Here is a 26149-nt window from a genome sequence, read left to right on the forward strand (position 1 = left end):
TCGGGATCAGTGTGGCGGCGTCGCAGCTCGGCGTCGCTGGCAGCGAATAGCTGTTCCCAACACCGGTCCTGCTACTCGGTGCTGACATCAAGCTCGCCGAGAGCCTATCGCGGGTGGCCAGCCTAACGATGATGCTGGTTGCGTTCACCCGCGACAGCCGGGCTCAGAGCATCTAAGTGCTCGGCCGCAATCGGTCGTTCCTGCCGACCATGGCCGCCGGCTCAATCGTCGGCGCGTTCCTCCACGGGCAGCTGCTTGGGCTGACGCCCTCCGGCCGTTCTGCTGCCCGCGCTGCCAGATATTTTTGACCGTGTCAGCGGTAAAGGTGCGGCGGCACGCCTAACCGCGACGGCTCATGTTGCCGCCGTTCATACCCTCACAGCAGCAGCCGCCCTTTTTGCCCTTGCCGGCATGGTTCATCGCCATGCCACCCTTGCCGCACATCATCGCACCTTTGCCCTTGCCGCCGCCACAACAGCTCATGGCGAGGGCGGGGGCAGCACTGAGCATCAGCAGGGCAGCGGTCGTCACAACAAGCGTCTTCATGGCGTCCTCCTGGAACAGGCTCTGATAACAGGCCCGACTGACTAGCGCGTCACAAAGCCGATATCAATCGTAACGGCCATCATACAAATTATATCGCGCCACCAGTTAGCGACAATTCGAGATAAAGTTCGCCCTAATGCCTCGCGCCGGTCAACGCTGATACGGTAGGAGCGTTGTACAGCGCCCTCAAAGGCCCGCTGACAGCTGGGCTGCTGCTGCGTCTGCCCTTCGGTCCTAAAACATCCCGAACCCAACGTTGCGCCCCGCTAGTTGATTACGATTTACTATTTAACACCGAAATCATTTTTTGGAAATCGACCCAAAATCGTTCCGACCGGTCTGCTGCCATTTGTAATGACATAGACGCCGGGTTTGGCTGAGCTGATGGATATAACACTGCGCTTGTCGCAAACATCATCCCACCCCTCAACGATGAGCTTTGGAGAAATTACGCCTACCACCACCTGATTGATGTCGCGAATGGCAAATCCACCGCGATCTACGGTAATTTCACCAAGGACCGCTCCATAATTCTTTTTTGGATTGTTGAAGTTGTCCGAACGGACTATAGCGGTTTCATAATTTGATTTACGAACTATGTCTAGTTGTACATTTCCAAATAGAATGTCAGCGACTTCGCAGGAGCTAGCATGAGCCCGCCCGATCAAAGCAAGCGTAAAGATCAGAAGTGCAGCAGATTTTCTCATTCTAATTCCCTTGATAGTTACTCGCACAGGAATTTCTAAGCATTAAAATGCAAAAACTCTATCAACTGCTGCGATACCGCATGCAATCCTGATACATACCTTCGGGAGTAAACGGCTTCATGGCTCCTACTTTAGCAGACGCAAAGAATTTGGGTATTTTCTGACTAAGATCTTCTGATCTTATATATTTCACAGTAGCGCTATTTCTCCCAAACATAAAGACTATATCTCTGGCGGCAACCACGCTGTCGAATTGCTGGATGTTTGCAGGCGTGCGATCGAAGAACATTTCTGTCTTTATGAGTTCTCCGTGCATGGAAAAGGCCCGCTTACCATCTATAAGAAATCGTCCCTTTACTTTCTGAAAATCCGTACCAAAATCGTTTGTGAGTTCGCGAATTTTGCGCATCTCAAAACTGACATGCACGAAATTTTCTGGGTCTTTAGGGCACGTATAAAGCTCGACGTTTGGCATATCACCGGTCGGCGTGACTGCAAACCGCCTGTAGATACGCTTATCCGGATACCGATCCGCTTCTCGATGAAACCAAACGGAGTGTGTTAGCATGGCTTGTTGGGCAGTGGCGTCGCCATGAGAAAATGATAGCATCGATAAAGCGATTGCAAGACATTTGTAACGCATAAAAACGCCCCGGTCAGAACATTGGCATTGAAGGATATTGTAATATCTTTACAGATGTAATAGCTATATGGGCATCATGATTAATAAAATCAGTGTAAAGTTTTTGTAAATATGTCATTCTATATCACGAGATGAATATGTACCGATTGAAACGTGCAAATACCGCTTTTTAAACCATCATCATGGGCGACGTTATTAATATTATAGTCCCATATTCACGATCATTGAAGAGAAGGTAATCATGATGATAAGAAAAGCTTTGAATGTAATTTTCGTATTAGTGGGCTTTTCGAGCCCGGCGCTTGCCATTCCAAGCGGGTACGGCACCATCACGGGGCATCTCGCTTACGGCGGTGAACACATACCAGAAAATCTAACGGTTTGCGCACGCGACACGACCAATGAGACAAGGACATATTGCACGACACGCCATATTAAGGGCCCAAAAGGTAAGGTTCGCTGCCTAATTCCTGTTCCTCAAGGGTCATATTATGTCTATGCTTATGAACCCGATTGCCTTGGCTGGCGTATGTACTACACTGACGCAGTGGCCTGCGGACTGCACGTGAAATGCCCCTCGCACAGGTGGATCGCTGTGATCGTCCGGGCCGGTGCTAATGCACTTGCACTGCCGCACGATGACTGGTCACCTCCGGATAAGAAGAACGCCTGCGACGTCGATTTTCAGCGTTAATATTTGCGTTGCTGCCGGAGGAGGAGGCGAACTCGCAGGCATTGGCCCCCCAGTAATCGTTGGCGATGGTGTCGCTGTCCTTGGCGAGCCAGGCCAGCCAGGGCATCCTTCAGCTGCTGCGCTGATCCTCGCGTGTGTCAGCAGCGGAGCCTTCCCGGGCTTCGCTGCTGCCATGAGCGATGGCGCACCGAGATATCGAGGGCACCCTCAGCAAGCAGCATCCCAAGGGCCGGTTCGCCCCTCTGCCCCGCTGAGGGAAGGGCAGGCAGCGCTGACGCGTTAGGAGCGTCATACAGCGCGTTCGAGGGGCGTCCTGCTGCTCGCATGCTCCCGCGCTGCCCCGCTGGTTCAGGGGCATCCTGAGCCCAGCACGGTAGCTTTAAGCTTGCAACGAGCAGCTCCGCTAATGCGGGTCCCTCAACATCCAGAGACAGGTCCGAACCCAGCTCACCCAATTCCGCAGCGATCCCCGCGCTTATCTCGACGTCTCCGAACGACAAGCTCAACAGCAGAATTCGTCGTCCTAGTTCTTTGGGAAACCTTTCGGCACTTTGAGCGTAGCGTTGGCTTCAGACATCCCGCCAGAGGACCGAGTGTGATGGAACCGATGAAGCCCATGGAACCCATGAAGCCGATGGAGCCGATGAAGGGCTCGGAGCCCTGGTGGCCACAGGAACTCGGCCAGCCCTCGACCAGCGGTGGCCAGAACGGCATGCGCTACGCGTTCTTCCCCGATAAGCATCGGCTCCTCGTCGAGACCGACGGCAAGCTGGCTACCTACGATAGCGGAGACCACCGCATCAGCGGCGTCTCTCAGTCGAACGGCCGGGCGCCGAGCTTCACCACTCAGGATGGCGACGTGAATGTGAACGACCTCAAGGTCGTGGATTGAGGGAGGCTCCGGCACGAGGCAATCCCGTGCCGGCGCTGGCCACGGCGCTGGAAGGCCCTGTTGGGACGGACGACGATGCCTTGACGGGCCGAAACTGGCACCTGTCACTCGGCTACGGTATTGTGATGATATGCAGTGAGGAAGCGACGGCGGACACAACTACCAAACGCTAACTGAGGCGTGTCCCTGTCGCGGTAAGGTGGCCATGACATTAGCCGAACCCGTTAGATCAAAGCTCCGAAATGCGCGTGAAGCCCTGGAAGAAGAGGGTGCGCTTCTTTCGCAGATGAAGCTAGCAGAATGCTACACCCTCTTTCGGGAAAGGTTTGGACCAGAAAAGCTACAAGAACTCGACGGTCCTAATCTTCTGGAGACTATGCACCTCCATGGAAGCCGCGATAGTCTTGTGTACTGGCTGGAGTTTAAAGACGACGAAGATTTGCCAGGAGTATTTGGTAGCATTGCTGGCGGTAGTGCATTAAAATTTGGGATCTACAGGCGCAAGGAAACGGGCGTCTGGATGACAGGTCACGCTGCTAAGCAAATCGAGCTGTCGACTGAGGATGCTATAGGCATCGCGAGACGGCATCGCGACCAACTAGTAGCGGCATCGGCCCTCCTGGATAGCTTTTCCGAGGGCGGCTCTGACGAAGACTACGCCGGCTTGCAGAAGAGAATGGAGGAGGTCGCGCCTGATGTTCAGGACAGCGCTTGGGGGCACAAGTACCTAAGTCTGCTGCATCATACGAAACTAGACGATTATCATTCAGACGAATTCCATGATTTTCACCTTGTAAAAACTCTTCAGATACCGCCAAGTGGCAGAGGCAAATATATACCCGCCGGACGCTTCGTCAGCATGGCCGCTGAGTTGGGAGTGCCTCTTAGCCATCTCGGGACCATCTTGAACCGAGCTAACGGAAAGCCTCGGCGCGTATGGCGTGTCGGCACGCGCGTGACGTCAAACGGTCAGGCTGATGTGAGCATCTGGGAGCTGATGAGGCATGCGGGCAACGTTGCCATAGGTTGGGAGGATCTCGGCGACTTGAGTTGGGTAGAAAAGAAACGCGAGAGCAAGGATGAGCTTAAGCGGAGGATGAGTGCTTTGACGTATTACGCAGCCTCTCCTCAGGTTGCTTCGCGCAAAGCTGGAGAGGTGTTCAGCTTTCTAGTCGGCATGGACGAGGGCGACATCGTGCTGGCTGCGGACGGCTCACGTGTACTCGGTATTGGTAAGGTAAGCGGGCCCTACAGCTACGATCCTCACGGGTTGGGGGCCGCCCCTCACCGCAGAGCAGTTGAATGGCTGGACGCTGCTGAGTGGAGCCTGCCACACTCTAACGAAGGATTACGGACCACTTTTTACCCCATCCGAGATCCTGAGAACCGCGTCGCGATTGAAGGACGATTGCTCAATCCTGCGCCCGAGCCCTCGCCAGTTGTCGTTCCTGCGACCGCGCGGACCAGATCGAAGGTGCGGCTGGACGGAGTGCCCGGGCGCCTTCAGGGTATTTTGGACCGGAAGGGGCAGGCGATACTCTACGGGCCGCCGGGAACGGGAAAGACGTACTGGGCACGCAAGGCAGCCAGAGACCTAGCTGCGCTCGCGGCCTTCGGTGCACACTACGATGCTATCAATGAGACTGAGCAGGCCGAAATAGAAGGAAATGGCGGCCCAGCCCTGGTAAGATCATGCACGTTTCATCCAAGCTATGGCTATGAGGATTTTCTAGAGGGGTTCCGGCCAACGTCCGGATCATCGGGACAGCTCTCGTTTGAGCGGCGAGATGGAATGTTCAAGCGCCTTTGTAGGGAGGCTGCCGAACATCCTGACCGCGAATTCTATCTACTTGTGGACGAAATCAACCGCGGAGACATACCGAGGATTTTCGGAGAGCTCATTACGTTGCTTGAGATGGATAAACGTGGCCACTCGCTTAATCTGCCCGTATCGGGGGAGGTGTTCTCAGTTCCTGCCAATGTAAGAATTATTGGCACGATGAACACAGCGGACCGGTCGATCGCCCTTCTCGATACAGCGCTTCGACGGCGCTTCGGCTTCGTTGAACTCCTTCCAGACACTCAGATCCTGGCCGATGCCGTGACCGGTGGGGTGCCGCTTGGCCCTTGGCTTAGAAACCTAAATGCGCGCATCCGAGAGCATGTCGGACGCGATGCGCGCAATCTTCAGGTCGGCCATGCCTACCTCATGGATCGGGGACAGCCGGTCTCCGATCCAGTACGGCTCGCTCGCATCATCGCAGAAGACATCATACCTCTGCTAGAGGAGTACTGCTACGAGGATTACGAAGCGCTTGAACGCATACTCGGTAAAGGCTTGATTGACAGCGCGAACCAGAAAGTTCGATCCGAGCTTTTCTTGGCTGGTCGTGTCGAAGATCTGCTCGCTGCTCTAGTAGCGCAATTCCCGGACATCGTGACGACGCTCGGTGCTGTCGCTCATGCCGAGGATGCCCCCGAAATCGATCCCGACGACGAACAGGATGACGCCCCCTGACGGCCTTCGTGGAACTGCGCGTACCGGAGTGGTCCGAGCGGGGACCCGGCATTCCGGAACTCTCCGGACGGTGTATTTCAGATCGCCTGCGCGCGACCTGTGATGCGCTCGCGAGCAGTGGTAGGTTGGAGATCCTCGAGCTTTCGCGAGGGCTACTTGTTCGCACGAGTTCGTGGGTTGGCCGCCTCGAACTGGATGATCTCATCATAACGGTCGAACCGAAGCTACAACGGGCGCCTCTTGCTACCTTGTTGCAGTATGCCTATGGCCTGCGCGACCTCCAGCTCCACGAGAAAACGACACACGCTGCAATTCTTGGTGGTATTCGTGAATTGCTTATTAGCCAGCTGGTTAACGAAGCAGAAGAACTGTTCGCGCGAGGCTTGTACCGGGACTACATCCGGAGCCCCGAGAACCTCGCCAGCCCAAAGGGCCGCCTCGATTTCGCGGCACTCGCAAACGTGATAGGTCGCGCACATGCGGTGTTGCCCTGTGTTCATCATCCCCGGTCAGAGGCGAACCCGATCAACGTGATACTGCTGGGCGCCATCGATTTAGGACGCAAGCTCTCAATTGATCCCAAGCTCCGCCACCGCGCCGGACGCCTGGCGCGATCGTTGGAAGTAGTCACACCTCGGATCGCACTCACGTTATCCGCGTTAGATGCCACTGAGGCAATCATGGATCGGCGCCATCGCGCTTACCATCCATGCTTGCGGATTGCTCGTCTACTGCTGGAAGGCGCAGGGACCTCATTAGAGACGGGCGATGCACTCGTCCCATTGCCCGGCTTTCTTTTTGATATGAACCGCTTTTTCCAGACACTCCTCTCTCGGTTCCTATCCGAGAATTTGCCAGCTCTGCACATAGAAAACGAGCGCGTTTTGAAGGGGATGTTCGCCTGGGAAACAAACATGAACCCACTTCGGCGCAGAGCTCCTGCGCCGCGGCCCGATTTCTTAGTCAAAGACGGAAATAATGTGGTTGCAGTCCTCGACGCCAAATATAGAGATCTTTGGGAAACGCGATTGCCGCGGGAGATGCTCTACCAGCTTGCTTTGTACGCGTTGAGCTGCAAGGGAGTATCGCGAGAGGCAGTTATTTTATATCCCGCGCTTGACACGCTTGCGCGCGAGCAAGCTGTAGCACTACTTGATCCGCATGGCGACAACAAATTAGCACGAGTTATTCTTCGGCCCGTGAACCTAAACCTTCTTGCGAATTTGGTTGACACGAAACCAAATTCTGCTAACTTGCAGCATCGTGAAGAACTCGCCAAGAGACTTGCTCTTGGTACTCCGGGAGTAGCTATTTGATACGCGAACTTGGTGAAGGAAGGTGGATGAGAGGTCAAAGATGCCGACCGGCGCACGATAGCGCCCTGGAGGAGTGTTAGGTCCGCCCCAGCTGCGGCCCGCACCTGATGCCTGCCCGACAGCTCCATCGCGTTAAGGCCCGACCCGGCCGGTACGTCGGCTGCCGCCGGGGCCGGGCTTGGCGCCGATCCGCCGGTTGATCAACCTCACGAATGCCGACATGAACGAGGAGGCGGCGAACTCGCAGGCGCTGGCCACCCGACAGTCTCTCACCGTGTCCTCGCTGTCGCTGGCGAGCCAGGCCAGCCAGGGCATCCTTCAGCTGCTGCGCTGATCGAATGTGTGCGGCAGCAGCGAAGCCTTGTGGGGCTTCGCTGCTGCCGTGAGCATGGGGCGCACGGAGATGTCGAGAGCCCGCAGTGAGCGGCCTCCCAGGAGGCAGTTCGCCCCTATGCCTGCTTGGGGCGAAGCAGCCCGCGCCGAAGCGCAGAGAGCACCATGCAGCGCGTTCGAGGAGCGTCCTGGTGCTCACGATGCTGTCGAGCCGCTCCGTCGGTCCTAGGGCATCATGAGCCCAGCACGACAGCTTCAGTCTCAAAGGGTATATCGCTGCAGATTTGGCGCGATGCATTATACAACGCTGCTACGAACCACATTTTATAGAGAAAGGGCGCTTCATCTCGATTGACATGGATAAGCTTTTGTGCATTGTAAAACACGGGTGTCGGCTGTGGAAACAAGGCAGCTTCGCCGCCGCGGTTGAAGCAGCTGGCACCTTCTTAGCAAGTAGATTTATAGATTGAGAAATCGAACTCGGAATACAGGGTGCGTTACGAGGGCCTTGTCTTCGAAGTTTTCAACATTTAATTTTTCTTTTAGATATTTTAGTGCGGATGCGCGAGATCCTGACTTAATTTTTCGATAACTAGATCCGACTATATTGGATAGCAAATCTGAGTAGTTCAGCATCTCGCTACCACCAGGGTAGTGGTAATCGGTACGACGAACCCTGATTTCGTTATTTCCGAGAGCCTCCATCACAATTGAATTACGTATTGTTGTAAATTTTTTGAAATGGAGAGAGACGATCTCATCACGCTTGCTGTTGAATTGCGATATAAGCCGGTTATGGCATTGAAGGGTTATTGCGTCTCTGGCATCAGGTTCATCAGGCCAACTTTTTATTGTTACAATGCAGCAAGCGAAACGCATTTCCTGCTGATTGGTAATATAATCAATCAGCCCTTCCACATAAGGTAATTTGTACTTGTCTGTTGAATTTGCTACCAGTTCCCGTGTGTAATGCCGATGTAGTCGAAGTTCTTGAAGATTTCTAGCATGCCGCGCAAATTCTCTGGTTTGTAACATTCCTATAACAAAAAAGCCGCTATTCACGTTTCCACTTTGACTTACATAACAATCTGAAATTTTTACGACAGTATCGGCGGTCTGCGAGTGCAATTTTGACGTGGCAAGTAAGTATGATGCGAAACAAATAATATCTCTTCGGCTAGCCTTGGCAGTCATCGAACTCAGGCTCCATGGTGGTTTCGTCATGTATCGACATCAAGAACTCGGACAGGCACAGGCCCTTAACATTTCTTAGATCAGTCGAACGTAAGTCGGTCTTGCTAAGCTTCGCCCTGCGCATGTGGTCCGATGGCAGCTGTGATTTTCGTAAGTCAACGTTCGCAAGCACTGCACCGTCCATAATCGATGTTCGCAAATTCGATCCAGATAGACCTGATGCGTTTGTTAGATTGGCATTTTCAAAATTGACTTCGCTTAAACGTGCTCCATTAAATTTTACACCTTCAAGATCGGCGGCTCGGAATATAGCGCCAAACAGATCTGCACGTGTAAAGTCACTATTTTTTAGCTTAGAGCCGGAGAAATTAGCTTCTTGCAATACTGACTTAGTAAAATTAAAACCAACGAAGCTTAGATTTTTGAGTACAAGTCGGCTAAATAGTGCGTTGTCAAAATTTCTTGCGGTGCAGTCGGGATAACTAGATAATGAACTGATAGTGGTTATGGCCTGTAATACATCTTGCGACGGCAGAATAACGCCATTAATTTCGGTTTTAGCGTATTTAGCATGCACTACGGCTGCTAAACGCTCGCATGCAGGCATTATGAGTGATGTATTTTCGTGCGCTAATCTGCCTAATTCGGATATCGCAGTCGTTCTATTAGTTATATTCACATCTTCCAATTGGTCAGAATATTTATTAAACGAATTCTTTGACTGATTTATTTGAAGGCTAGTCAAAATGAAAGCGGCGACACCCATGAACAATCCCACCAATGCTATTATAAATACGTATGTCATCATTCTCATCAATATTTTGAAGGTATCAGCAGGTATCACGGAAGATACGCGCAATTTATCGAGCATGTACTTAAACAAAATCAGTAAAATCAGTATTGCAAGCGCCGCCAAAGATATTGGCGTTTGGATTTTCGCTGCAATTTCAAGTACTCTATCCATCGGCGACATGTCCGTCTGTTTTGATCTATCTTAGAGCCTTAGCGACTGACGCGAGGACGGTTCTTATGCCCCTCTGTGTGGCAGCTATGTATGCACACTTTGGCACCAAGCGGAATTGGTTTCCCAAAAACAGGCGCGAGGCCTCTCGCACGCTGCTTCGGCATTATGACAACCTGTAACTGACTGCAGCGTTTCGCTTGCTTAGCGGATCAGCGGCCGGCGACGCCCTTGAAGCCCTTGGGGGGCGATCTAGCGCGCTCCTAGCGCAGCTTGAAAAAAGCTCTGTCCGATCAGCAGGGTAGGGGGCTTTCAGCTCAGATCATAATCCTTGTGTCGGGGGTTCAAATCCCTCCTCCGCTACCACCAGTTCAGCCCGCTTGGTCACCGACCTGGCGGGCTTTTTCGTGCCTGTTGATCTGTCGAAACGTGTTGCGATTGCCTGCAGCGCGAGTGCGGGCTTTTCACGGCGGATCACGGCGCGACGCGGGCTGCTCCTCGCAACACGGAATGGCGCGTCGCGAGAGAGCCGGCAGGTTCGGCACGTCCCGCGCCTCGTCCTCCGGAAACCAGCCGCGCAATTCAAGACGGGCGATCAGCGCGCGACCGTTGCCGGCATGACGACGGCCATGCCGTTCAAGCCCATCTGCCGGGCCCCCGTCTTCAGCCCAACCGCGCACCCTCATGCATCAAGTGGGCGATGGCTTGGCCGTGGGTGAGGCCCGAGGCAATTACCTCGCGGCCGCAATAGATCGTGTAGGTGCCGTCCTCGGTCCCGACGATGCGGATCTCAGGCATGGAGCGCTCCTCTGAGAAGCGGCTGCACGGACGCAACTGCGACGAGGTTACTCCAATCGGAACGACAGCGCGAGGTGGCGCACCGCCGATCGGGTGGGCGGGGAGGCCGGCCGTGTATGGGGCAGGGTGGCGCGCTGACCAGGGCCGATCTCGGCGTTGCCCATGACTTGGCCGATGGGGCGATCAGCGCTGAGGTCGCTACCGCGCTCGGCCGTATCGAGGGATTATGGGGGATGGGGTGCTCGTATGCCTTGCCGGCTTAGGAAGCAGCGCGATGAAAATGCCTCAGCGGCCCTCGGATTCGGGGCCGATCAGCCTCGATCGCCGCGAGACGGACGGAGCCACGGGAGCAGGCGGACGACCAGGGGAGACCGATATTGCCGCGTCTTTCCTCGTCGAAGTCATGGGAGAGGATGTCGCCGCCGCATTCTTCGCACGGTTCGGAACGGTTATGGCGGAGGCCTGCCGCAGGGCGGAGATTCTGGCCCACGTGCTTCGCGCGGAGGACGAGGCCGAAACCGAGCTGCCCGCGAGCCAGGTGCGGCGCGTCGGAGCCGTTCCTGATTCCGTGCCGCCGGAGGACGAGCCGCGCGTTCACGCTCTCGCGGCGACGATCGAGCGGGGGGAGGAACTCGCGCCGATCGTCGTGATGATGCGGCCGAAGGCCTGCTCCGCCCGGCCCTACGACGTGATCTCGGGGTGGGACGAGTTCAGGGCCCTGGTCGACGTTCTCGGCCGGACCACGGTGCCGGTCCGCATCGTCCCCCCGGTCCCTCCGGAAACCCTGTTCTTGTTCGACGGTGCGGATGACTGACGCTAGCGGGCAGGGCGGCGCCCTGCCGCCGGTCCCGTGAGGATGAAACGAATCGCGCCCCGGCGCGGTCGCCACCGGGCGGTGCCGGATCGACCGGCATTCCCGGCGCGCCAGCGTTGCGGCATCGTCGATTGACGGGATGCGCACCGGCTCCATAGGCTGCCCCCATGACCGCCGCCTCCCTCGTCCAGTCCGCTGCCCGACCGGCCATGCCGGTCCTGGCGGCGCTCAGCGTCGCGCATCTGCTGAACGACACGTTGCAGTCGATGATTCCGGCGATCTACCCGCTGGTGAAGGAGACCTACGGCCTCGACTTCGCGCAGATCGGCCTCATCACCCTGGCCTTTCAGGTCACGTCCTCGCTGCTGCAGCCGCTGCTCGGCTACGTGACCGACCGGAGGCCGTGGCCGCACGCGATGGTCGCCGGGATGGGAGCGACGCTGGCCGGGATCCTCGGCCTGTCCTTCGCGTCGAGCTACGCGATGGTGCTGGCCTCGGCCGCCCTCGTCGGGACGGGGTCGGCGGTGTTCCACCCGGAGGCCACCCGGATGGCCCGGCACGCCGCGGCGGGCCGGCAGGGCCTGGCGCAGGGCGTCTTCCAGATCGGCGGCCATGTCGGCTACGCGATCGGACCGCTGCTGGCCGCGGCCATCGTCGTCCCGCACGGGCAGGCGAGCCTGTCGTGGTTCTCCGGCATCGCAATCGTCGCGATGCTGCTGATGGCCTGGACCGTGTCGCTCCACCTGAACGACCGCCGCCGGCAGGCCGCAGCGGGCGGAAAGCCGGTGGAGGCGAGGGTGCCGGGATTGCCGGCGGGCCGCGTCGCCTTCGCGATGACGCTCCTGGTCCTGCTCCTGATGTCGAAGAACGCCTACCAGGCGAGCTTCACCTCCTACTACACGTTCTACCTGATCGAGCGGTTCGGGGTCGGCGTGCAGGCCTCGCAGCTCATGCTGTTCGGCTTCCTGGTCGTCGGGGCGGCCGGCGTCATCCTGGGCGGCATGCTGGGTGACCGGATCGGCCGCGACCGCGTGATCTGGATCTCGATCCTCGGCCCGCTGCCGCTCGCGCTCCTGCTGCCGCACGCGGACCTGTTCTGGACCGGCGTGCTGAGCATCGTCACCAGCTTCGTCATGGCGAGCGCCTTCTCGTCGATCCTGATCTACGCGATCGACCTCGTGCCGCACCGGGTCGGCTTGGTCGGCGGCCTGTTCTACGGCCTCTCCTTCGGGCTCGGCGGCCTCGCGGCGGGCGGGCTCGGCCTGCTGGCCGACCGGCTCGGCATCGTCGAGGTCTTCCGCCTCTGCGCCTACCTGCCGGCGATCGGCCTGCTGGCGTTCCTGCTGCCGCGGCGCGCGGGGTAGGAACCTCGTTCACCGCCGTCCGGGGGAGGGCGGCGACGCAGGGCGCGTGACCGAGGCGCCGGCGCCCGGGACCCGGTACGCATCTTGACGGCACCGGCGCGTTCCTGGACGAGCGGATGGCTAGCGCAAGCAAGCTACCTGGGACGAGACGATGCCCGAAGACGATCCTCACCCGACGCGACGTACGGTCCTCGGCGGCACCGCGGCCCTGGCCGCACTCCTCTCGGCCGGCGGCGCCTCGGCGCAGATTCCAGCGCCCGCCGCGCGGCGCTCGCGGCTGATCCTGCTCGGAACCGCCGGCGGCCCGACGCCGAAACCGAATCGCGCCGCGCCGGCCCAGGCCATCGTGGTCGACGGGCACACCTACCTCATCGATGCCGGCAACGGGACCGGCCGGCAGATGGTGCTGGCGAAGCTGAAGCTCGGCTCGCTCGACTCGGTGTTCCTCACCCACCAGCATTCGGACCACAATGCCGATTACGGCAACGTGCTGCTCCTCGCCTGGGCGACCGACCTCGCCCACCGCGTCGACACCTACGGGCCGCCCCCGCTCGCCCGGATGACGCGCCAGTTCCTCGATCTCAACGACTACGACATCAAGACCCGGATGGCCGACGAGGGACGGCCGCCCCTGGCCGACCTGATCGTGCCGCACGAGATCACCGGGCCCGGCGCCGTGATGCGCGACGAGCGCGTCACCGTGACGGCGGCTCTCGTCCAGCACCCGCCGGTCGAGCCGGCCTTCGCCTACCGCTTCGACTGCCCCGACCGCTCGATCGTGATCTCGGGCGACACCCGCTATTCGCCGAACCTGATCGCGCTGGCCAAGGGGGCCGACATCCTCGTCCACGAGGTCATGTACCTGCCCGAGCTCGAGAAGCTGATCGCCACCGAGCCGAACGCCAAGACCCTGCGCGAGCACCTGATCGCCAGCCACACCACCACCGAGGAGGTCGGGCGCGTTGCGACCGAGGCCGGCGTCAAGACGCTGGTCCTGTCGCATTTCGTGCCGGGCGGCTACCCGTTCATCAAGGACGAGGTCTGGCTCGACGCGGTGCGGCCGCACTTCAAGGGCGAGATCGTCGTCGGGCGCGATCTGATGGAGTTGTGAGGGTCTGTTCCAGCGTTCGCGCTGGGACATCCGGTACGGATACCGACGACACTCCGTGTCATCCCGGGGCTCGCCGAAGGCGAGAACCCGGGATCCATCACCGCCGACCTTTCAGAAGGACCCGGACGCGTTCCGCTTCATCCTGAAGCGTCGGCGGTTATGGATCCCGGGTTCCGCTTTCGCGGCCCCGGGATGACGAAGGCGGGTGTCCAGACTGTCGAGGCCAATCCGACAGGTTCGGACCGAGAGTGGTGCCGGCGCGGTAGTTGCGCGTCGGACGGTCCCTCACCCCAGCTCCGTCACCAAGAATTCGCGCACCGCCCCCGCCTCGATCCCCGGCGCGATGAAGCTTCTCCCGATCCCGCGGGCCAGGATGAAGGTGAGCGCCCCGTCGCGGACCTTCTTGTCCTGGCGCATGGCGTCGAGGAGCTGGTCGGCGTCGCCGCAGCCGCCCGGCACCTGCGCCAGGGTGGTCGGCAGGCCGGCGAGCGCCAGATGGTTGGCGACGCGCCCCGCATCCTGGCCCGAGCACAGGCCCAACCGGGCCGAGAAACGGAAGGCGAGGCACAGGCCGATCGCCACCGCCTCGCCGTGGACGAGTCGGGCGGACTCGTAGCCGGTCAGGCGCTCCAGGGCATGCGCGAAGGTGTGGCCGAGATTGAGCAGGGCCCGCTCGCCGTCCTCGCGCTCGTCGCGCACCACGACGCCGGCCTTGGCCCGGCAGCAGGATGCCACCGCGTCCTCGCGCGCGGGGCCGCCGGAGAAGATCTCGGCCAGGTTCGCCTCGCACCAGGCGAAGAAAGCGGGATCGTCGATCAGCCCGTACTTCGCCACCTCGGCGTAGCCGGCGCGCATCTCGCGCAGGGACAGGGTGTCGAGGGAGGCCGTGTCGGCGACGACGAGGCTCGGCTGGTGGAAGGCGCCGACGAGGTTCTTGCCGTAGGGCGAATTGATGCCGGTCTTGCCGCCGACCGAGGAATCGACCTGGGCGAGCAGCGTGGTCGGCGCCTGGACGAAGCGCACGCCCCGGCGCAGCGACGCGGCGGCGAAGCCCGCCAGGTCCCCGACGACGCCGCCGCCGAGCGCCAGCACGAGGTCGCCGCGCTCGATCCGGTGAGCGATCAGTCCGTCGCAGACCTGGGCAAAACCGGCATAGCTCTTCGAGCTCTCGCCCGGCGTCACGGTGATCAGGGCGGTGCGCAGACCGGCCTCTTCCAGCGAGGCGGTGACCGCGTCGCCGTATTCCGCCGCCACGGTCTCGTCGCTCACCACCGCGACGGCCTTCGCCTTGAGCGCGGCGACGCGGGGGCCGATCCCGGCGAGGAGCCCACGGCCGATCAGGATGTCGTAAGCCCGGCCCCCGTCGAGGGGCACGTGAACGGTCTGCGTCTGCACTGTCGTCCTCGAAGTCGCCCAGGATCTGCTCGATCCGGCCCGTTACTGCGCGGCGAGGCCGTGGCCGACGAAGGCGGGCGTGCCGGGCTCGGGGCCGCTTTCTCCGCCGTCATCCGTCGGATCGGTCCCCGGATCCTCCGGGAGGCGTCCCGCCGGCAGGTCCCCCGCCAGATCGCCGGCCATGTAGGTGTCCAGCGCCTCCAGCACGTCCTGCACCACCCGGTCGTGCGAGACGTCGCGGGAGACCACCACCACGTCGGCCCCGCCATAGATGGGATGGCGCAGGTCCATCAGCCGGCGCATCGTGCCCTCGGGGTCCTCGTTCTGGAGCAGCGGCCGGCCGGGGCGCTTGCGCACCCGGCGCATCAGCACCTCGAGATCGGCCTTGAGCCAGACCGAGACCCCGGCCTCGCCGATGCGCTGGCGCGTCTCCTGGCGCATGAAGGCGCCGCCGCCGGTGGCGAGCACCATCGGACCCTCGCGCAGGAGGCGGGCGATCACCCGCTCCTCGCCATCGCGAAAGCTCGGCTCGCCGTAGATGGCGAAGATGTCCGGGATGGTCAGGCCGGCCGCCGCCTCGATCTCGTGGTCGGCGTCCTTGAAGATCAGGCCGAGGCGCCCCGCCAGGCGCTTGCCGACGGTGCTCTTGCCCGCGCCCATGAGCCCGACCAGCACGATCGAGCGCAGGCCGAGACCCCGGCGCACGCGCGACTCGATCGACTGTTCATGAGGGGGACGCTGGTTCATGCGGCGTTCTTTAGCCTGTTTTTCGCGCAGGGCGAAACGGCGGATATCGGGGAAAAGCCGCGGTTCCGCGGCGGCACCCCCAGGTGGTCTTGGGCACCTGCGCAACAGCCGCCGGCTTTCGGCAGGGCAGGGCGCCGGTGAGCCTTGCCTCACGGGGCGCTGCGTGGTCGAACCGACGGCCAAGGTGGCCCGGGACGACCCCGTCCCGCGCCGCTCGTTGTCACGCGTAGTCCGGGGCCTCGCCGACGTGCCGACCCTCTTCCGTTTCCTGGCCGTGGTGGCGATCCTGGCCGGGCTTGCCTTCGCGGCGATGTTCGCCCTCGCCACCTTCGTCGAGCCGACCCCGCGCGAGATCTCCGTCACCATCCCGAACGCGAAGCTGCAGCCGAAATGAGCGAGTTGGCCCCGCAGGGCCTGATGCACGCCTATCTCGACATGCTGGCGGCCGAGCGGGGGGCCGCCGCCAACACGCTGGCGGCCTACCGGCGCGACCTCGACGACTACCTCGCCCACCTCGCCGGGAAGCGGCTCCATCCCGGCGCCGTCGAGCCCGCCGGCATCCGGGCCTATCTCGCCGAACTGGAGGCGCGCGGTCTCAAGAGCACCTCGGCGGCGCGCCGGCTCTCCTGCGTGCGCGGTTTCCACCGCTTCCTCTACGCGGAAGGCCTGGTCGAGGGCGATCCCACCACGCCGGTCTCCGGGCCGAAGCGCGGCCGCGGCCTGCCGAAGGTCCTGTCGGTGGCCGAGGTCGACCGGCTGCTCGCCGTCGCCAAGGACGCCGCCGCCAAGGCGCCGAACCCGGCCGAGGCGGCGCGCGCCGGGCGGATGCACTGCCTCATCGAGCTTCTCTACGCCACGGGCCTGCGCGTCTCGGAGCTGGTCGCCCTGCCCCGGGCCGCCGGCGCGACCAAGGAGCGCTTCCTGGTGGTGCGCGGCAAGGGCGGGCGCGAGCGCCTGGTGCCCCTGACGGACATCGCGCGCAGCGCCATGGCGGCCCATCTCGCCACCCTGACGGCGCCCGGGCCGTGGCTGTTTCCCGCCGACAGCGAGAGCGGCCACCTGACCCGGCAAGCCTTCGCCCGCGACCTCAAGGCGGTGGCCGCCGCCGCCGGCATCCGCACCGACCGGATCAGCCCGCACGTCCTGCGCCACGCCTTCGCCAGCCACCTGCTGCAGAACGGCGCCGACCTGCGGGTGGTGCAGGAATTGCTCGGCCACGCCGACATCTCGACGACGCAGATCTACACCCACGTCCTCGACGAGCGCCTGAAGCAGATGGTGCGCGACCTCCATCCCCTGGCCGAGGCCTGACCTGCCCCTGGCCGAGGCCTGACTTGTCTTGGCCGAGGCCTGGCCCTGGCCGAGGCCTGACCCGGCTACGCTGGCGGGTGACGCGGCGACCGGTGCGACCTATCTCGTCCCTCGAGGCGGCGTGACAGCCGCGGGGGGAAGCGCACGTGCCGGTCTCGACCCTGTCCATCGTCGCCCAGGTCCTGGCGCTGATCCTCATCGCGGCGACCCTGCTGCCGTTCTGGCGCAGCCGGGCCGGGGTGGTGCGCACCTTCGATTTCCCGCGCTTCCAGATCGCCGCCGCGATCCCGCCGGTCCTCGTCCTGCTGGTGGTCGCCGGGCACGATCCGGCCTCCCTCGTCCTCGGGGCCGGGCTCCTGGGCGCGCTGGGCCTGCAGCTGCGCCACATCCTGCCCTTCACCCGCCTGGCGACGCCGACGGCGAAAGCCGCTCCGGCGGACGCGGATCCGGCGCGGTGCCTGTCGATCCTGATCGTCAACGTGCTGCAATCGAACCGGGCCTACGACCGCCTGCTCGCCGCGGTGGCGCGGCACGACCCCGACCTGATCCTGGCGCTCGAGACCGATGCGGGCTGGCGCGACGCGCTCGCGCCGCTCAGGGCGCGCTACCCCCACGGGGTGGATCAGCCGCAGGACAACACCTACGGGCTCCTGCTCTTTTCCCGCCTGCCCCTCGACGACGTGCGGGTGCGCTTCCTGATCGAGGACGACGTGCCCTCCGTGCGCGCCGGCGTCACGCTGCCGTCGGGCGACCGCTTCACCTTCCACGGCGTGCATCCGCGCCCGCCGCATCCGGGCAACAGCAGCGCGACTCGGGACGGGGAACTGGTGCTGGTCGCGCGCGAGGTCGCGCGCGAGGGCGGTCCCACGGTGGTGGCGGGCGACCTCAACGACGTCGCCTGGTCGCGCACCACGGCCCTGTTCCAGGCGATCGGCGGCCTCATCGACCCGCGGGTCGGACGCGGCGCCTACCCGACTTTCCATGCCGGCTGGCCGATTCTGCGCTGGCCCCTCGACCACGTCTTCTTCAGCGAGCACTTCCTCCTCGCCCGGCTGGAGCGGCTGTCGCATATCGGCTCCGACCACTTTCCCATCCTGATCGCCCTGTGCCGCGACCCGCGGGCCGAGGCCGTGCAGGAGCCCCCGGCCGCCGATGCGGAGGACCACCGGGAGGGCGCCGAGGCGGTGGCCGAGGCGCGGGAGGAAGCGAACTCGTGAAAAGTCAAACAGTATGACTATTCAGCCGGGCGCCGCCGTGCTGTAAGGATCCGGTCGGCGCCCCGTCGCGCCTCACGAGCCGGTTTCCCCCGCGGATGCGCGCCCCCTTCGCCACGCCTCACACTGCATCATCGGGCCTGGTGGTGATCCCGGCGGGGCGGTCGCGCTCCAACCACGCCGAGGTGGCGCGCAGCCTCGGCACCGCGATCATCGCCGGGCGCTACCCGGCCGGCGCCAAGCTGCCGGGGGACGGCGAATTGCTCGCCGCGTTCAGGGTGTCGCGGCCGGTCCTGCGCGAGAGCGTCAAGACGCTGGTGGCCAAGGGGCTGCTCACCACGAAGGCCCGGGTCGGCACTTTGGTGCGCGATCGCGCGGCCTGGAACATGTTCGACGCCGACGTGCTGGCCTGGCACCTGGAGGCCGGCATCGACAGGCGCTTCCTGCGCGACCTGGCGGAGATCCGCCTCGCGGTCGAGCCGGCGGCGGCGGCGCTCGCCGCCGAGCGCCGGACCCAAGCCGATCTCGCCGCCCTGGAGGCCGGCCTCGCCCGGATGCGGGCCGCGCCGTCCGATTCCATCGGTTTCGCCGAAGGCGACCTCGCGCTGCACGTCGCGGTGGCGGTGGCCTCCGGCAACCCGTTCATGCGCTCGATCGGCGGGGTGATCGAGGTGGCGTTGCGCGCCTCGTTCCAGCTCAGCGCCCCGGTCGAGGCGGCGGAGCGCGAGACGGTGCTCGCCGCCCACGCGACCATCGTCGCCGCCATCGCCGTCCGCGACCCGGCCGGCGCCGCCGAGGCCGTGCGCCAGGTCATCCACAACGGCCTGCGCCGCCACGGCGCCGCGGCCTGAACAGCCAAGGAGGCAACGCCATGACGAATACCTCACGCCCCTATCGCGGCGTCTTCCCCGTCGCGCCGACGATCTTCCACGCGGACGGCACCCTCGACCTCGACGGCCAGCGCCGGGCGATCGACTTCATGATCGAGGCCGGCTCGCACGGCCTGTGCATCCTCGCCAACTTCTCCGAGCAGTTCGTGCTCACCGACGCCGAGCGCGACGAGGTGATGAAGGCGGTGCTGGAGCACGTGGCGGGCCGCGTGCCGGTGATCGTGACGACGACGCACTTCGCCACCCATATCTGCGCCGAGCGCTCGCGGCGGGCGCAGGACATGGGCGCCGCCATGGTGATGATCATGCCGCCCTATCACGGGGCGACGATCCGGGTGACCGAGGCCGGCATCGCGCGGTTCTTCAGCCAGGTCTCGGACGCGATCTCGATCCCGATCATGATCCAGGACGCGCCGGTCTCCGGCACCACCCTCTCGGCCGCCTTCCTGGCGCGGCTCGCCCGCGAGGTCGAGAATGTCTCCTACTTCAAGATCGAGACCGCGCAGGCCGCGGCGAAGCTGCGCACGCTGCTCGAGCTCGGCGGCGCCGCGATCGAGGGCCCGTGGGACGGCGAGGAGGCGATCACCCTGCTCGCCGACCTCGATGCCGGCGCCACCGGTGCCATGACCGGCGGCGGCTATCCCGACGGCATCCGCCAGATCATCGACCCCTACCTCGCCGGCCGGCGCGACGAGGCGGTGCAGGCCTATGGCCGCTGGCTGCCGCTCATCAACTACGAGAACCGCCAGACCGGGCTCGCCGCCGCCAAGATCCTGATGAAGGAAGGCGGCATCATCCGCTCCGACGCGGTGCGGGCGCCCCTGGAGCTGCCGCATCCGGCGACCCGAGCCGGGCTGATCGAGATCGCCCGGAGCCTGGACGCGGCGGTGTTGCGCTGGGGGCGGTGAGGGTGCCGCCCCATCGGGGGCAGGGCTGAATTCAAGGACTGTCTGAGGATCCTCGACGGTCCTCACACCCTCCGTGTCATTCCGGGGCCGCGCAGCGGAGCCCGGAATCCAGAATCGCAGGTATTTCAGAAGAAGACAGGACGGCTTCCGCTAAATCCTGGACCATCCGCGGTTCTGGATTCCGGGCTCCGCTGCGCGGCCCCGGAATGACACGGAGGGTGATAGGTCTGTGGAGGCCAATCAAACATGATCTCAACCCGTCATGTCAGGCGAGCGGCGTGTCGTCGTAGATCGTCTCGAAACTCAACGTGACGCCGATCTCCGGCATGTCGACCGTCTCGGTGCACGTCATGACGGAAAAGCCGCCATCGGTGCTCCGCCGATGCAACGTCACCGATCGCCGGTCCTGCCGCACGAGCACGACGCTCTGGATCGACGGGACGGCGGCGTAGGCCGCGAGCTTCGACGCCCGGCGCCGCGGCCGATCGCTGGGAGACAGAACCTCGAACACCACGAGCGGCGCCGGCGTGATGCACAGGTCGTCGCGGCCATCGTCGACCGCCACGAGGACGTCGGGCGCCACGGTACGGGCCGCACCCGGCACCGGGACCTGGCTCGGGCCGGAGGGACGCCAGGGGCTGGCATGCCGGCGCCGGTGCTGCCGCAGCCCCTCCAGGATGTTCACCTGGATCCAGTCGTGACGCCGTGTCGGCTGCGGGCCCATCAGCGGCACCCCGTCGTCCAGTTCCCAGCGCTCTCCCTTCGGGCGGTCCTCCAGGAAAGCCAGGAAGCCGTCGAGGCTCATCGGCGGATCACGCGTCTCGGCGGCGCGCATGGCGGGTGCTCCCGATTGTCCACCACCATGCTACCATAGGTCAGGCCAACCGGAACGCCCGCACCAGCACCGCGGCTTGCGCCGGTCGCAGGCTGTGCAGGGTGCCGACCAGCACCAGCCGGTTGAGCCAGGCATGCGGCCCCTCGGGTGCCGTCACCGCGATGGTCGAGAACCTGTAATCCGGCGCGCCGTCGCGGCCGGGATCAATCAGCACCTGGTTGCGCACGGTGAGGATCGCCCCGTCCTCCGCCTTCATCTCGTAGAGGGCGTCGAGCTGCCGGACGCCGTCCTTGCGCACGAGCTGCCGGTCGGCCCCGCCGGGCAGGACCGTGCCGCGGATCCGCGGCCCCTGGAAGCGGCCTCCGGTGATCGGCACGATGCGGCGCTCGCCGAGCGGGGAATCGCCGAGGGGCACCAGCGGGGCGATCTCGACCACGGCCTCGTAGACGAACTCGGTTCGCGGCGGCACCAGCGGCAGGTCGGTGAGGCCGCCGGGCACTCCCTCGGCGGCGGCGTTCCCCGCGAGGGCGAGGCCGGCGCCGGCCAGCAGCAGCGTGCGGCGGTCGGGATGCGGGGCGTCGCGATGAGGCATGGCGAATCCTCCCTTGTCGTTGTCCCGCGATCATGCGCCGGGTCCGTGCGCCGCGACAGAGCAGGGACGCGCTGCCGCAGCGTTCCGCACGATGAATTCCGCTCCTCTCGCTTGACGGCCCGGGCCCGTCGGGGCCGAGTGGGCCCGCCATGACAGCCGGGCGGGCGCGATGCCCGGACGATCTCTGGGAGAGGGCGGCCATCATGCGGCGCGGCATCACGCGGAGGTCGGGGCTCGCCCTGACACTCCTCATCGTCACCTCTCTCACCATCCCTTGCCTCACGTGGCCGGCCCTCGCCGGGCCGCTCGCCTGCGGCGACCTCGCGCAACTCGCCCGGCCCGACCTGCGCATCACCCGGGCGGAAGCACTGCCCGCCGGCACGCTGCCGGCCGACAATCCGGGCCGCGCCGCGCTCACCGGCGCGGCCCGGGCGAAGGCGGCGCTACCGGCCCACTGCCTCGTCGAGGGTACGATCGACCCGCGGACTGGGGCAGGGGGCGTCGCCTACGGCATCGGCTTCCAGCTCCGCCTGCCCGATGCGTGGAACGGTCGCTTCCTGTTCCAGGGTGGCGGCGGGCTCGACGGGGTGATCGGCGAGGCGCTCGGCGCGATCCCGGTCTCGGGCGCGACGGCGGCGCCAGGGCTCCTGCGCGGTTACGCCGTCGCCTCGACCGATTCGGGCCATCGCGGCCGCGACAACGCCGACGCCTCCTTCGGCCTCGACCAGCAGGCGCGGATCGACTTCGCGTACCGGGCGGTCGGCGAGGTCGCCCGGGAGGCGCGGGCGCTGATCGCGTCCCGCTACGGCCGGCCTCCGGCGCACGCCTACTTCATGGGCTGCTCCAACGGCGGCCGCTCCGCCCTGATGGCGGCGACCCGATTCCCCACCGCCTTCGACGGAATCGTCGCCGGCGCCCCGGCCTTCCGGCTGACCCGGGCGGCGCTCGGCCAGATCTGGGACATGCAGGCCTTCCTCGCCGCCGCGCCGAAGGATCAGGAGGGCCGACCGATCCTCGCCGAGGCCTTCAGCGAGGCGGATCTCGCCCTCGTGGCGCAATCCGTCCTCAAGGCCTGCGACGCCGCCGACGGGCTCGCCGACGGCGCGGTCGAGGCGGTGTCCTCCTGCCGCTTCGATCCCGCGAGCCTCGCCTGCCCCGGCGACAAGAACGCGACCTGTCTCGGCGAGCGCCAGGTCGAGGCCCTGCGGCGCGCCTTCCGCGGCGCCGAAGACGGCAAGGGGCAGCCGGTCTACGCGTCCTGGCCCTGGGATCCGGGCCTCGCGGCGCCCGGCTGGCGCGCCTGGAAGCTCGGCACCTCGAAGACCGCGACGCCGAACGCCCGCAACGCGACCTTGGGTCCGGCGGCGATCGCCAATTACTTCCTGACCCCGCCGGATCCCGGCTTCGATGCGCTCCGCTTCGACTTCGACCGCGACCCGCCGCGTACCGCCGAGACCGCCGCCCTCAACGACCCGACCGGCACCTTCCTGTCGACCTTCACCGCCCGCGGCGGACGCCTCCTCGTCTACCAGGGCGTCGCCGACCCGGTCTTCTCCGCCCGCGACCTCGTCGCGCATTGGCAGGAATTGGCCCGCAGCAACGGCGGGGCGGCGTTCTCGGAGACCGCGCGCCTGTTCCTGGTACCGGGCATGACGCATTGCGGCGGCGGGCCTGCCCTCGACGATTTCGACCCGCTCACCGCCATCGAAGCCTGGGTCGAGCGCGGCGAGGCACCCGACCGGCTGCTCGCCCGCGGCACCGCCTTCCCGGGCCGGACCCGGCCGCTCTGCCCGTACCCGCAAGAGGCGCGCTACCAGGGCGGCGAGGCGGAGCGGGCGGAGAGTTTCGCCTGCCAGGCGCCGTGAGGCGAGGCGGTCGATCAATCCTGCGCGAGGAGGGGTATCCGGACGCGCCGGTATCTCCTCTCCCCGCGGGCGCAGGGCTGTTCGGGGAAAAGGAGTAGCGCGGGGGTTCCTCCTCTCCCCGACAGATCCCGGGCCTGCCCGGGATCTGCAAACAAGAGCGAAGTCGGGCAGACCCGACTTCGTTGCGGGGAGAGGGCTGTGTCCCCGTTCAAGGGACGCAGCGAGGCGCAGCCGAGGGTGAGGGGGTGGTGCCGGAGGAGCCTCATCCGGGAATACCCCCTCACCCTCGCTCCGGCTTTCGCCTCCGCTTGCCGTGTCTCCTGAACGGAGACACGGCCCTCTCCCCGCCCGCGGGGAGAGGGGAACACCCGCGCCTGTTCTTTCACCGATCAGCGCAGTACACGAGGACGGTGGAGCGAGAGCCCGCACGCCGAGCGAACTGAGCCCTCGCCCTACCGCCCTGCGTCGTCGCGCCAACCTTGCCTTGCGGTGCGGAAGGGATCCACACTCGCGGATCCCCCGACCGGCGCCAGCGGCGCCCCGGATGATGACGAGGACCCCGCATGATGGAAGCCAGCGCGCCGGCCGCCGCGACCCCGATGGATGACGGCATCGTCGCCGCCGCGGAGGCCTGCCTCGCCAGCGTCGGGCGCGCCCGGGAGGCGATCCACGGGGTCATCTTCGGGCAGGAGACGGTGGTCGACCTCGCGCTGGTCACCGTGCTGGCGGGTGGGCATGGGCTGCTGGTCGGCCTGCCGGGATTGGCCAAGACCAAGCTCGTCGAGACGCTCGGCACCGTGCTCGGGCTCGACGCGCGCCGGGTGCAGTTCACCCCCGACCTGATGCCCTCCGACATCCTCGGCACCGAGATCCTCGACGAGGACCAGGACCGGCACCGTTCGTTCCGCTTCGTGCGCGGTCCGATCTTCACCCAGCTGCTGATGGCCGACGAGATCAACCGGGCGAGCCCCCGCACCCAGTCGGCCTTGCTCCAGGCGATGCAGGAGCGCTTCGTCTCGGTCGCCGGCGAGCGCCACGACCTGCCGCGGCCGTTCCACGTGCTGGCGACCCAGAACCCGATCGAGCAGGAGGGCACCTATCCGCTGCCCGAGGCCCAGCTCGACCGCTTCCTGCTCGAGATCGATGTCGGCTACCCCGACCGCGCCGCCGAGCGGCGGATCCTGCTTGAGACCACCGGCGCCGAGGAGCATCGGCCGCAGGCGGTGATGGACACGGACGCCCTGCTCTCGGCCCAGCGCTTGGTGCGGCGCTTACCCGTAGGCGAGGCGGTGGTGGAGGCGATCCTCGACCTGGTGCGCGCCGCGCGCCCGGCCGGGGGCGATGCGGCCATTGCCGACAAGCTGCTCTGGGGGCCCGGCCCCCGCGCCAGCCAGGCCCTGATGCTGGCGGTGCGCGCCCGCGCGCTGATCGAGGGCCGGGTCGCGCCCTCCGTCGACGATGTCGCGGCGCTCGCCGAGCCGGTGCTCAAGCACCGCATGGCGCTGACCTTCGCTGCGCGGGCCGACGGTGAGACCATCCCCGGCCTGATCGGCCGCCTCGTCGGGCGGCTCTGACCCGGTGGCCACGACGCGCGTCCTCGACGCCGCTGCCCGCGCCCCCGGCCGGCGCGAGACCGAGAGCGCCCTCTCGCTCGCCGAGCGGATGCCGCGCCTGATCCTGGAGGCCCGCCGGGTCGCCGCGACCCTGGCGCACGGCCTGCACGGCCGCCGCCGCGCCGGCCCGGGCGAGAGCTTCTGGCAGTTCCGCCCCTTCGTCGCCGGCGAGGCGGCGACCCGGATCGACTGGCGCCGCTCAGGCAGGGACGACCGGCTCTACGTCCGCGAGCGTGAGTGGGAGGCCGCCCACACCGTCTGGCTGTGGGTCGACCGCTCGGCCTCGATGGGCTTCGGCTCCGTCCTCGCCCAGGCGCCGAAGATCGAGCGGGCCCTCGTCCTGGCGCTGGCGCTCGGCGACACCTTCGTGGAGGCCGGCGAGCGGGTCGGGCTGCTCGGCCTGTCGCGGCCCCAGGCCGCCCGAACCATCGTCGAGCGGCTGGCGGAGACGCTGTCGGCCGACACCTCCGGCCTCGACGAGGACCTGCCGCCGCGCGCACCCGTCGGTCGCTTCGACGAAGCAGTGCTGATCGGCGACTTCCTCTCGCCCCCCGACCACGTGCGGGCCTCGGTCGCGGCCATCGCCGCCGCCGGAAGCCGCGGCCACCTGGTGATGATCGTCGATCCGGTCGAGGAGACGTTTCCGTTCTCCGGCCAGGCCGAGTTGCACGACCTCGAAGCCGGTTTGTCGCTCCGGGTCGGTGATGCGGCGGCCTGGGGCGAGGCCTATCGTCGGCGGATCCGCGCCCATCGCGACGCGTTGGCGGAGATCGTCCGGGCGCAAGGGTGGACGCTCACGCTGCACCGCACCGACCGGCCAGCGAGCGAGGCCGCGCTCCGCCTCGTCACCCTGGTCGCCGCCGCCCGCGGCGCGGGCTGAGGACGCAC

At 64.7% G+C, this 26149-nt stretch carries 25 protein-coding genes and 1 pseudogene; 15 read left to right on the forward strand and 11 right to left on the reverse strand.

All coding sequences use genetic code 11. The features are described 5' to 3' along the window. Positions 1 to 339: 339 nt before the first annotated feature. The 4 genes from ABZT49_RS03275 to ABZT49_RS03290 form a co-directional block, all read right to left on the reverse strand. Positions 340 to 546, reverse strand: coding sequence for a hypothetical protein (locus ABZT49_RS03275; RefSeq protein WP_355282971.1), 207 nt, complete (start codon positions 544 to 546; stop codon positions 340 to 342). 284 nt (positions 547 to 830) lie between these two features. Then, positions 831 to 1253, reverse strand: coding sequence for a hypothetical protein (locus tag ABZT49_RS03280; RefSeq protein ID WP_355282974.1), 423 nt, complete (start codon positions 1251 to 1253; stop codon positions 831 to 833). A 61-nt stretch (positions 1254 to 1314) separates the two neighbouring features. After that, complete coding sequence (locus tag ABZT49_RS03285) at positions 1315 to 1896, reverse strand: hypothetical protein (protein ID WP_355282977.1); 582 nt, start codon at positions 1894 to 1896, stop codon at positions 1315 to 1317. A gap of 614 nt (positions 1897 to 2510) precedes the next feature. After that, positions 2511 to 2696 (reverse strand): hypothetical protein, encoded by a 186-nt coding sequence (locus ABZT49_RS03290; protein ID WP_355282980.1) that lies wholly within the window; start codon positions 2694 to 2696, stop codon positions 2511 to 2513. A 492-nt stretch (positions 2697 to 3188) separates the two neighbouring features. On the opposite strand from ABZT49_RS03290, the gene ABZT49_RS03295 reads away from it, so the two are divergent. From ABZT49_RS03295 to ABZT49_RS03310, 4 genes and pseudogenes are all read left to right on the forward strand, one after another. After that, positions 3189 to 3482 carry a hypothetical protein gene (locus ABZT49_RS03295; protein WP_355282982.1) on the forward strand — a complete coding sequence of 98 codons (294 nt, stop codon included), beginning with the start codon at positions 3189 to 3191 and terminating at the stop codon, positions 3480 to 3482. Positions 3483 to 3687: 205 nt separating this feature from the next. Continuing rightward, complete coding sequence (locus ABZT49_RS03300) at positions 3688 to 6000, forward strand: AAA family ATPase (RefSeq protein WP_355282985.1); 2313 nt, start codon at positions 3688 to 3690, stop codon at positions 5998 to 6000. Positions 6001 to 6125: 125 nt separating this feature from the next. After that, a complete protein-coding gene (locus ABZT49_RS03305) occupies positions 6126 to 7316 on the forward strand; it encodes a 5-methylcytosine restriction system specificity protein McrC (RefSeq protein ID WP_355282988.1) in 1191 nt (396 codons plus the stop codon). Between the two features lie 202 nt (positions 7317 to 7518). Then, a pseudogene (locus ABZT49_RS03310) lies at positions 7519 to 7650 on the forward strand (flagellar protein); the annotation flags it as partial. Positions 7651 to 8108: 458 nt separating this feature from the next. On the opposite strand, the gene ABZT49_RS03315 reads toward ABZT49_RS03310, so the two are convergent. The 3 genes from ABZT49_RS03315 to ABZT49_RS03325 form a co-directional block, all read right to left on the reverse strand. Further along, positions 8109 to 8843: a hypothetical protein gene (locus tag ABZT49_RS03315; protein ID WP_355282991.1), complete on the reverse strand. Its 735-nt coding sequence runs from the start codon at positions 8841 to 8843 to the stop codon at positions 8109 to 8111. Beyond that, on the reverse strand, positions 8827 to 9807 hold the full coding sequence (locus ABZT49_RS03320) for a pentapeptide repeat-containing protein (RefSeq protein WP_355282993.1): 981 nt from the start codon (positions 9805 to 9807) through the stop codon (positions 8827 to 8829). Before ABZT49_RS03320 ends, ABZT49_RS03315 begins: the two co-directional genes overlap by 17 nt. A gap of 660 nt (positions 9808 to 10467) precedes the next feature. Beyond that, complete coding sequence (locus ABZT49_RS03325; protein ID WP_355282996.1) at positions 10468 to 10602, reverse strand: hypothetical protein; 135 nt, start codon at positions 10600 to 10602, stop codon at positions 10468 to 10470. A 274-nt stretch (positions 10603 to 10876) separates the two neighbouring features. Between ABZT49_RS03325 and ABZT49_RS03330 the strand changes: the two genes are divergently transcribed. The 3 genes from ABZT49_RS03330 to ABZT49_RS03340 all read left to right on the forward strand — a co-directional run bounded on the left by ABZT49_RS03330 (position 10877) and on the right by ABZT49_RS03340 (position 13891). Then, positions 10877 to 11416 (forward strand): hypothetical protein, encoded by a 540-nt coding sequence (locus tag ABZT49_RS03330; RefSeq protein WP_355282999.1) that lies wholly within the window; start codon positions 10877 to 10879, stop codon positions 11414 to 11416. A 167-nt stretch (positions 11417 to 11583) separates the two neighbouring features. Continuing rightward, positions 11584 to 12780 (forward strand): MFS transporter, encoded by a 1197-nt coding sequence (locus tag ABZT49_RS03335; RefSeq protein ID WP_355283001.1) that lies wholly within the window; start codon positions 11584 to 11586, stop codon positions 12778 to 12780. 151 nt (positions 12781 to 12931) lie between these two features. After that, a complete protein-coding gene (locus tag ABZT49_RS03340; protein WP_355283003.1) occupies positions 12932 to 13891 on the forward strand; it encodes an MBL fold metallo-hydrolase in 960 nt (319 codons plus the stop codon). Between the two features lie 285 nt (positions 13892 to 14176). Here ABZT49_RS03340 and aroB read toward each other — a convergent pair whose 3' ends face one another. Continuing rightward, positions 14177 to 15286, reverse strand: a complete 1110-nt coding sequence (aroB, locus tag ABZT49_RS03345) for a 3-dehydroquinate synthase (protein ID WP_355283006.1) — start codon at positions 15284 to 15286, stop codon at positions 14177 to 14179. Positions 15287 to 15328: 42 nt separating this feature from the next. Next, on the reverse strand, positions 15329 to 16033 hold the full coding sequence (locus tag ABZT49_RS03350; protein ID WP_355283009.1) for a shikimate kinase: 705 nt from the start codon (positions 16031 to 16033) through the stop codon (positions 15329 to 15331). A gap of 247 nt (positions 16034 to 16280) precedes the next feature. Between ABZT49_RS03350 and ABZT49_RS03355 the strand changes: the two genes are divergently transcribed. From ABZT49_RS03355 to ABZT49_RS03375, 5 genes are all read left to right on the forward strand, one after another. Further along, positions 16281 to 16427 (forward strand): hypothetical protein, encoded by a 147-nt coding sequence (locus tag ABZT49_RS03355; RefSeq protein WP_048433578.1) that lies wholly within the window; start codon positions 16281 to 16283, stop codon positions 16425 to 16427. Continuing rightward, positions 16424 to 17344 (forward strand): site-specific tyrosine recombinase XerD, encoded by a 921-nt coding sequence (locus ABZT49_RS03360; RefSeq protein WP_355283012.1) that lies wholly within the window; start codon positions 16424 to 16426, stop codon positions 17342 to 17344. The genes ABZT49_RS03355 and ABZT49_RS03360 overlap by 4 nt, the downstream gene beginning before the upstream one ends. 146 nt (positions 17345 to 17490) lie before the next feature. Then, positions 17491 to 18561 (forward strand): endonuclease/exonuclease/phosphatase family protein, encoded by a 1071-nt coding sequence (locus tag ABZT49_RS03365; RefSeq protein WP_355283015.1) that lies wholly within the window; start codon positions 17491 to 17493, stop codon positions 18559 to 18561. Between the two features lie 95 nt (positions 18562 to 18656). Next, positions 18657 to 19409, forward strand: coding sequence for a FadR/GntR family transcriptional regulator (locus ABZT49_RS03370; protein ID WP_355283017.1), 753 nt, complete (start codon positions 18657 to 18659; stop codon positions 19407 to 19409). 20 nt (positions 19410 to 19429) lie between these two features. Then, positions 19430 to 20356, forward strand: a complete 927-nt coding sequence (locus ABZT49_RS03375) for a dihydrodipicolinate synthase family protein (RefSeq protein ID WP_355283020.1) — start codon at positions 19430 to 19432, stop codon at positions 20354 to 20356. 265 nt (positions 20357 to 20621) lie between these two features. Here ABZT49_RS03375 and ABZT49_RS03380 read toward each other — a convergent pair whose 3' ends face one another. Next, a complete protein-coding gene (locus tag ABZT49_RS03380) occupies positions 20622 to 21191 on the reverse strand; it encodes a Uma2 family endonuclease (RefSeq protein WP_355283023.1) in 570 nt (189 codons plus the stop codon). 40 nt (positions 21192 to 21231) lie between these two features. Beyond that, positions 21232 to 21783 carry a DUF3237 domain-containing protein gene (locus ABZT49_RS03385; protein ID WP_355283026.1) on the reverse strand — a complete coding sequence of 184 codons (552 nt, stop codon included), beginning with the start codon at positions 21781 to 21783 and terminating at the stop codon, positions 21232 to 21234. 203 nt (positions 21784 to 21986) lie between these two features. On the opposite strand from ABZT49_RS03385, the gene ABZT49_RS03390 reads away from it, so the two are divergent. The 3 genes from ABZT49_RS03390 to ABZT49_RS03400 all read left to right on the forward strand — a co-directional run bounded on the left by ABZT49_RS03390 (position 21987) and on the right by ABZT49_RS03400 (position 26141). Further along, positions 21987 to 23648: a tannase/feruloyl esterase family alpha/beta hydrolase gene (locus ABZT49_RS03390; protein ID WP_355283029.1), complete on the forward strand. Its 1662-nt coding sequence runs from the start codon at positions 21987 to 21989 to the stop codon at positions 23646 to 23648. Positions 23649 to 24211: 563 nt separating this feature from the next. Then, positions 24212 to 25222, forward strand: a complete 1011-nt coding sequence (locus tag ABZT49_RS03395) for a MoxR family ATPase (RefSeq protein WP_355283032.1) — start codon at positions 24212 to 24214, stop codon at positions 25220 to 25222. Positions 25223 to 25226: 4 nt separating this feature from the next. Beyond that, positions 25227 to 26141 carry a DUF58 domain-containing protein gene (locus ABZT49_RS03400; RefSeq protein WP_355283035.1) on the forward strand — a complete coding sequence of 305 codons (915 nt, stop codon included), beginning with the start codon at positions 25227 to 25229 and terminating at the stop codon, positions 26139 to 26141. The last annotated feature ends 8 nt before the right edge of the window (positions 26142 to 26149 follow it).

The sequence above is a fragment of the Methylobacterium sp. EM32 genome (assembly GCF_040593685.1).
Lineage (GTDB): Bacteria > Pseudomonadota > Alphaproteobacteria > Rhizobiales > Beijerinckiaceae > Methylobacterium.

Bases quoted from the DNA above. Each gene is read 5' to 3' on its own strand.
- ABZT49_RS03275 (WP_355282971.1), bottom strand. From the start codon at position 546: ATGAAGACGCTTGTTGTGACGACCGCTGCCCTGCTGATGCTCAGTGCT.
- ABZT49_RS03280 (WP_355282974.1), bottom strand. From the start codon at position 1,253: ATGAGAAAATCTGCTGCACTTCTGATCTTTACGCTTGCTTTGATCGGG.
- ABZT49_RS03285 (WP_355282977.1), bottom strand. From the start codon at position 1,896: ATGCGTTACAAATGTCTTGCAATCGCTTTATCGATGCTATCATTTTCT.
- ABZT49_RS03290 (WP_355282980.1), bottom strand. From the start codon at position 2,696: ATGCCCTGGCTGGCCTGGCTCGCCAAGGACAGCGACACCATCGCCAAC.
- ABZT49_RS03295 (WP_355282982.1), top strand. From the start codon at position 3,189: ATGGAACCGATGAAGCCCATGGAACCCATGAAGCCGATGGAGCCGATG.
- ABZT49_RS03300 (WP_355282985.1), top strand. From the start codon at position 3,688: ATGACATTAGCCGAACCCGTTAGATCAAAGCTCCGAAATGCGCGTGAA.
- ABZT49_RS03315 (WP_355282991.1), bottom strand. From the start codon at position 8,843: ATGACTGCCAAGGCTAGCCGAAGAGATATTATTTGTTTCGCATCATAC.
- ABZT49_RS03320 (WP_355282993.1), bottom strand. From the start codon at position 9,807: ATGGATAGAGTACTTGAAATTGCAGCGAAAATCCAAACGCCAATATCT.
- ABZT49_RS03325 (WP_355282996.1), bottom strand. From the start codon at position 10,602: ATGCCTGAGATCCGCATCGTCGGGACCGAGGACGGCACCTACACGATC.
- ABZT49_RS03330 (WP_355282999.1), top strand. From the start codon at position 10,877: ATGAAAATGCCTCAGCGGCCCTCGGATTCGGGGCCGATCAGCCTCGAT.
- ABZT49_RS03335 (WP_355283001.1), top strand. From the start codon at position 11,584: ATGACCGCCGCCTCCCTCGTCCAGTCCGCTGCCCGACCGGCCATGCCG.
- ABZT49_RS03340 (WP_355283003.1), top strand. From the start codon at position 12,932: ATGCCCGAAGACGATCCTCACCCGACGCGACGTACGGTCCTCGGCGGC.
- ABZT49_RS03350 (WP_355283009.1), bottom strand. From the start codon at position 16,033: ATGAACCAGCGTCCCCCTCATGAACAGTCGATCGAGTCGCGCGTGCGC.
- ABZT49_RS03360 (WP_355283012.1), top strand. From the start codon at position 16,424: ATGAGCGAGTTGGCCCCGCAGGGCCTGATGCACGCCTATCTCGACATG.
- ABZT49_RS03370 (WP_355283017.1), top strand. From the start codon at position 18,657: ATGCGCGCCCCCTTCGCCACGCCTCACACTGCATCATCGGGCCTGGTG.
- ABZT49_RS03375 (WP_355283020.1), top strand. From the start codon at position 19,430: ATGACGAATACCTCACGCCCCTATCGCGGCGTCTTCCCCGTCGCGCCG.
- ABZT49_RS03380 (WP_355283023.1), bottom strand. From the start codon at position 21,191: ATGCGCGCCGCCGAGACGCGTGATCCGCCGATGAGCCTCGACGGCTTC.
- ABZT49_RS03385 (WP_355283026.1), bottom strand. From the start codon at position 21,783: ATGCCTCATCGCGACGCCCCGCATCCCGACCGCCGCACGCTGCTGCTG.
- ABZT49_RS03390 (WP_355283029.1), top strand. From the start codon at position 21,987: ATGCGGCGCGGCATCACGCGGAGGTCGGGGCTCGCCCTGACACTCCTC.
- ABZT49_RS03395 (WP_355283032.1), top strand. From the start codon at position 24,212: ATGATGGAAGCCAGCGCGCCGGCCGCCGCGACCCCGATGGATGACGGC.